This window comes from Streptococcus phocae, from assembly GCF_001302265.1.
Classification (GTDB): Bacteria; Bacillota; Bacilli; order Lactobacillales; family Streptococcaceae; genus Streptococcus; species Streptococcus phocae.
In genome coordinates this window covers 1-272 of the sequence record NZ_LHQM01000079.1, presented here as the reverse complement: position 1 = coordinate 272, position 272 = coordinate 1, and the positions used below count along the sequence as shown (strand labels likewise).

Sequence of the window (272 nt, the reverse complement as noted above, 5' to 3'; positions counted from 1 at the left end):
CTCTCATCAGAGTTGTTGTCACGTTTGGACTATTGGGGTCAGGTATCTCAACAGTATAAAGTTTTTCTTCTTTGATTGTGTAGCCGTTAAACCACGCTTCAGCAACAATGTCAGAAAAAAACGGATCGTCTGTTTTACAACTAACGTCGTATGCCATCTCAACTTCAAGCAAATCATCTTTGTGACGAAGATAGGTTGAATAAAAAGAGTTTTGGCCGTCTTTGTACTTTTCGACCCAATCAGCAATAGGCTTAGAAACTTCTGGTTTTAAC

1 protein-coding gene is annotated in these 272 nt (G+C 39.0%); it reads right to left on the bottom strand.

The annotated features are described in order from the left end of the window. A partial coding sequence (locus AKK44_RS08455) for a DUF1642 domain-containing protein (RefSeq protein ID WP_152911094.1) occupies positions 1 to 272 on the bottom strand: 272 nt, incomplete at both ends.